The 5,159-nt window shown below is 70.8% G+C and carries 5 protein-coding genes; 1 reads left to right on the top strand and 4 read right to left on the bottom strand.

Annotation, left to right across the window (positions count from 1 at the left end):
• Positions 1-745 (top strand): ABC transporter ATP-binding protein (locus CCN44_RS12465; protein WP_086697685.1); only part of this gene is annotated, 745 nt, incomplete at its 5' end.
• A 10-nt stretch (positions 746-755) separates the two neighbouring features.
• Here the strand turns inward: CCN44_RS12465 and CCN44_RS12460 are convergent.
• The 4 genes from CCN44_RS12460 to CCN44_RS12445 form a co-directional block, all read right to left on the bottom strand.
• Positions 756-1,433 (bottom strand): hypothetical protein, encoded by a 678-nt coding sequence (locus tag CCN44_RS12460; protein ID WP_086697683.1) that lies wholly within the window; start codon positions 1,431-1,433, stop codon positions 756-758.
• Positions 1,430-1,867 (bottom strand): acyl-CoA thioesterase, encoded by a 438-nt coding sequence (locus tag CCN44_RS12455; RefSeq protein WP_059249613.1) that lies wholly within the window; start codon positions 1,865-1,867, stop codon positions 1,430-1,432. Before CCN44_RS12455 ends, CCN44_RS12460 begins: the two co-directional genes overlap by 4 nt.
• 7 nt (positions 1,868-1,874) lie before the next feature.
• Positions 1,875-3,539 (bottom strand): energy-dependent translational throttle protein EttA, encoded by a 1,665-nt coding sequence (gene ettA / locus CCN44_RS12450; RefSeq protein WP_059249614.1) that lies wholly within the window; start codon positions 3,537-3,539, stop codon positions 1,875-1,877.
• A 242-nt stretch (positions 3,540-3,781) separates the two neighbouring features.
• Positions 3,782-5,158 carry a cellulase family glycosylhydrolase gene (locus CCN44_RS12445; RefSeq protein WP_244203909.1) on the bottom strand — a complete coding sequence of 459 codons (1,377 nt, stop codon included), beginning with the start codon at positions 5,156-5,158 and terminating at the stop codon, positions 3,782-3,784.
• Position 5,159: the final 1 nt, after the last annotated feature.

Here is a 5,159-nt window from a genome sequence, read left to right as displayed (position 1 = left end):
CGGCAAGTCCACCCTGATGAACATCCTCGCCGGCCTCGACACCCCCACCGCCGGCGCGGCCCGCGTCGCCGGCCGCGACCTGCTCACCCTGACCGCCGCCGACCGCCTCGCCTACCGCCGCGAGGTCGTCGGCTTCGTCTGGCAGCAGACCGCCCGCAACCTGCTCCCGTATCTCACCGCGGCCCAGAACGTCGCCCTCCCCCTCCAGCTCTCCGGCACCCGCAAGGGCCGCCGCGCCCGTGCCGCACGCGCCCTGGAACTCCTGGAGCTGCTGCGGGTGGCCGACTGCCGCGATCGCCGCCCCCAGCAGCTGTCCGGCGGCCAGCAGCAACGCGTCGCGATCGCCGTGGCCCTCGCGAACGACCCCGCCGTCCTGCTCGCCGACGAACCCACCGGCGAACTCGACTCCCGGACGGCGGCCCAGATCTTCGACGCGTTCCGCACGGCCAACGAGACCCTCGGCACCACCGTCGTCATCGTCACCCACGACCAGGCGGTGGCGGGCGAGGTCCGCCGTACGGTGGCGATCCGCGACGGCCGTACCTCCACCGAGGTGCTGCGCCGCAGCGAGATCGACGCGGCGACCGGCCGCGAGACGGTCGTGGCCCGCGAGTACGCCATGCTCGACCGCGCGGGCCGGCTCCAGCTGCCCGCCGACTATCTGCGCGCCCTGGACATGCGCGACCGCGTGGCCCTGGAGCTGGAGTCCGACCACATCGGCGTATGGCCGGACGACACGAGGTGACGCGGGCGGCTCAGCGCACGCTGAGCCCGAAGGACCCGAGCCCCGCCTGCCGTACCGCCACCGAGCCGTACGGCGTGCGCAGCCGCAGCCACGCCCCCGAGGAGAACAGCCCGGTGTCGCCCGGCTCGATCCCGGGCCGCAGGAAGCCCAGTGACTGGGCCGCGTGCACCGCCCGCACGGGCAGCCGGGTGCCCTTGACCTGCCGGGACCAGATGTCCCGCCCGATCCGGTCCAGCTCCGCGCGGGTACGGCCCTCGGGGCCCAGTTCCTCGGTGCGCGCGCGGAACTCGGCCACCGCGGCGGCGACCGTGGCGCGCAGCGCGTCCGGCGCCGGCAGCCCGGGCTCCGGCTGCCAGCCGGCCCGCGGCGGCAGCACCCCGGCCCACGGCGGTCCGGTGACCGCGGCCGGGACGGCGGCGGTGGCCGCCCGCTCGTCCACGGACTCCAGCAGCTCACCGGCGGAGACGGTCACGTCGAGGGTGACGTCGAGCCCGTCCTCGTACGGCTTCGCCAGCCGCACCGCGCGGACGGCCAGCACCTCGAAGGAGGGCGGCCGGCCGAAGACGGCGAGGGCGGTGCCGGCGGCCTGCAACCGCACCGCGGCCCCACGGTCGTAGTGGAGCAGCCGGGAGAGGAAGGCGGTGAGGTCCGCCGCCTCCCTCTCGTCGGCCAGGTGCAGCACCGTCATGCCGCGACGGCCTCCCCCTCGGACTCCGGGTCCGTGACGCCGTCCGGGGTGTCCATGTACTCCCGGAGGAACTCCCGCTCCTCGGCGGTGATCCGCCGCGGGCGCTGGGCGTCGAAGTCGAACGGGACGATGACCGTCGACGCCCGTACGTAGACGAGATCGCCGTCCTTCACCTCGTAGGCGAGGGTGAAGGACGCGGCCTTGATCTCGGTGACCCACAGCTCGATGTCCACCGGCTCGTGCCGGTGGACGAGCTGCCGCTTGTAGTCGATCTCGTGGCGCGCCACCACGGACCCCTGCCGGAAATCCTTGTCCGGGCGGAACAGGAAGTCGATCCGGGCTTCCTCCAGGTAGCGGAGGAACACCACGTTGTTGACGTGGCCGTACGCGTCCATGTCCGCCCAGCGCAGCGGGCAGCGGTAGATGTGGCGCAAGATGCGATCAGCCCCGGGTCAGCTTCTTGTAGGTGGCGCGGTGCGGACGCGCGGCGTCCGGGCCGAGCCGCTCGATCTTGTTCTTCTCGTACGACTCGAAGTTGCCCTCGAACCAGAACCACTTCGACTCGCCCTCGTAGGCGAGGATGTGCGTGGCGACACGGTCGAGGAACCAGCGGTCGTGGGAGACGACGACGGCGCAGCCGGGGAAGTCCAGCAGGGCGTTCTCCAGGCTGGAGAGCGTCTCGACGTCGAGGTCGTTGGTGGGCTCGTCCAGGAGCAGCAGGTTGCCGCCCTGCTTCAGGGTCAGCGCCAGGTTGAGCCGGTTGCGCTCACCACCGGAGAGGACGCCGGCCGGCTTCTGCTGGTCCGGGCCCTTGAAGCCGAAGGCGGAGACGTACGCGCGGGACGGCATCTCGACCTGGCCGACGTTGATGTAGTCGAGTTCGTCGGAGACGACCGCCCACAGCGTCTTCTTCGGGTCGATGTTCTCGCGGCTCTGGTCGACGTACGAGATCTTGACGGTCTCGCCGACCTTGATGTCGCCGGAGTCGGGCTTCTCCAGGCCCTGGATCATCTTGAACAGCGTCGTCTTGCCGGCGCCGTTCGGGCCGATGACACCGACGATGCCGTTGCGCGGCAGCGTGAAGCTGAGGTCGTCGATGAGGACCTTGTCCCCGAAGGCCTTGCTGAGGTTGTTGACCTCGACGACGACGTTGCCGAGCCGCGGCCCCGGCGGGATCTGGATCTCCTCGAAGTCCAGCTTCCGCATCTTCTCGGCCTCGGCGGCCATCTCCTCGTACCGCGCGAGACGGGCCTTGGACTTGGCCTGGCGCCCCTTGGCGTTCGACCGCACCCACTCCAGCTCTTCCTTGAGCCGCTTCTGCCGCTTGGCGTCCTTCTGGCCCTCGACCTTCAGACGGGCGGCCTTGGTCTCCAGGTAGGTGGAGTAGTTGCCCTGGTACGGGTAGGCGCGGCCGCGGTCCAGTTCGAGGATCCACTCGGCGACGTTGTCGAGGAAGTACCGGTCGTGGGTGATCGCGACCACCGTGCCCGGGTACTTGGCCAGGTGCTGCTCCAGCCAGTTCACCGACTCGGCGTCCAGGTGGTTGGTGGGCTCGTCCAGGAGCAGCAGGTCGGGCTGCTCCAGCAGCAGCTTGCAGAGCGCGACGCGGCGCTTCTCACCACCGGAGAGGTTGGTGACGGGCCAGTCGCCCGGGGGGCACCCGAGGGCGTCCATGGCCTGCTCCAGCTGGGCGTCGAGGTCCCACGCGTTGGCGTGGTCCAGCTCCTCCTGGAGCTTGCCCATCTCGTCGAGCAGCGCGTCGGAGTAGTCCGTCGCCATCAGCTCGGCGATCTCGTTGAACCGGTCGAGCTTGCCCTTGATCTCGGCGACACCCTCCTGGACGTTCTCCAGGACGGTCTTCTCCTCGGTCAGCGGGGGCTCCTGGAGGAGGATGCCGACGCTGTACCCCGGCGACAGGAACGCGTCCCCGTTCGACGGCTGCTCGATGCCCGCCATGATCTTCAGCACGGTCGACTTACCGGCGCCGTTCGGGCCGACCACACCGATCTTCGCACCGGGCAGGAAGTTCAGCGAGACGTCGTCAAGGATCACCTTGTCGCCGTGCGCCTTGCGCGTCTTGCGCATGGTGTAGATGTACTCAGCCAAGAGAAACCGTCCGGCAGCTTGAAATCTGGCAGTGGGCAGATACACCCCATCTTGCCTGACCGCCTGCCTTGGGTGGTAACCCGTCCGGCCGGGGAGCGGTGACCTGGGGCTTCCCCGCTGACGCGTCCGGCTCCTGTGCACCGTGGGTCACATTGGGCGACCCGGGTCCTCGGGCGGCGCCCGGCCGTGCCGGAGTAAGGGCGGACGGGGGCCGCCGGTCCGGCCGGGGCCCCCGTCGGTGATCAGCTGGTGGGGAAGCTGTCGGGGGTGCTGATCCGGCTCTTGAGCAGCGTCCCGGACTCGGTCAGGACGCCGCTGCTGCTGTAGTCGCCGCCGTCGCAGGTGCCGGGGCGGAACGCCGCGCTGCTCTCGGGGGCGTCGGAGTACGTCCAGTTCGCGTAGCTGATCTTCAGCTGATCGAGCAGGTCCAGCCAGGCCGTGGTGCTGGCCCGGTCCAGCGTGCCGCCGCCGGTGGCGCTCACTGTGCCGAACTCGCTGACGAACAGCGGCAGCTGCGAGGCCGCCCGGCTCACCGCGGCGCGGTAGGCGTCCTTGTGGCTCGCGGCGTAGAAGTGGAACGCGTACATGATGTTGGTGGCGTTGACGGGGTTGTTGACGACCTCGCTCTCGTTGGAGCCGTCCGAGACTCCCAGCGAGGACCAGCCGCGGGTGCCGACGATGATCACGGCGTCCGGGTCGGCGGCCCGGATGACCGGGATGACCTGCTCGGCGTAGCTCTTGACGGCCGTCCAGCTCACGCCGTTGGGCTCGTTGGCGATCTCGTAGATCACGTTCTTCTTGCCTGCGTTGCGCGCGGCCACGGACGCGAAGAACGTCTTCGCGCGGTCCAGGTTGTAGTTCGGGTCGCCCGGTGTCAGCGTGTGGAAGTCGATCACCGCGTACATGCCGCGGGCCTCGGCCATGTCGACGAGGCCGTTCACCCGGCCGGTGAAGCCCGCCGGGTCGGTCTCATAGCCGTCCTCCTGCACGTACATGGCGATGCGCAGCAGATCCGACTTCCAGTTCTTCGCCAGCGCGTCCAGGGACGCGGTGTTGTAGCACTTGCTGAACCACTGGATGCCGTGCGTGCTCATGCCGCGCAGCTGGACGGGGCGGTTGTACTGGTTGCACAGGTGCACACCGCAGACGTGCAGCCGGCCGTTGACGCCGACCGGGGTGCCGTCGCCCGGGGTGGTCGGCGGGGGCTCCTCGACGGAGCCGGTGCAGGGCACGCCGTTGAGCGCGAAGGCCGTGGGCTTCGGGTTGGCGCCCGTGAAGGAGCCGGTGAATCCCAGGTCGGCCGCCGCGCCGGTGGCCAGCGTGCGGTTCCAGTCCAGGGCGGTGGCGGTGACCGCGTCGTGCAGGGTGGGCCGGGCCTCCCGGACGGCCAGGCCCGGGCGGTTCCACACCGCGGCGAGGAGGGTGACGGCCCGGTCGCCGCGCAGGAACGGGCTCAGCGTGCCGTCGGCCGCGGCCCGGGCCATGGTGTAGAGCGCGGGAGCGAAGTGCTCCTCGGCGCGCGGGTCGAGCAGCGCGGTCAGGAAGCGTTCGTAGGCGGCGGCGAGCCGGTTCCGGGCGCGGCCCCGGGGCGGGCGGCCCTCGGGCGGGGCTCCCCACATG

This window comes from Streptomyces tricolor (assembly GCF_002155905.1).
GTDB classification, from domain to species: Bacteria; Actinomycetota; Actinomycetes; order Streptomycetales; family Streptomycetaceae; genus Streptomyces; species Streptomyces tricolor.
Note: the sequence above shows the minus strand (reverse complement) of the source record. Positions and strands in the feature narration are given on the sequence as shown.

Excerpts from the sequence above, each read along its gene's own strand:
- CCN44_RS12460 (WP_086697683.1), bottom strand. The coding sequence starts at position 1,433 with ATGACGGTGCTGCACCTGGCCGACGAGAGGGAGGCGGCGGACCTCACC.
- CCN44_RS12445 (WP_244203909.1), bottom strand. The coding sequence starts at position 5,158 with ATGTGGGGAGCCCCGCCCGAGGGCCGCCCGCCCCGGGGCCGCGCCCGG.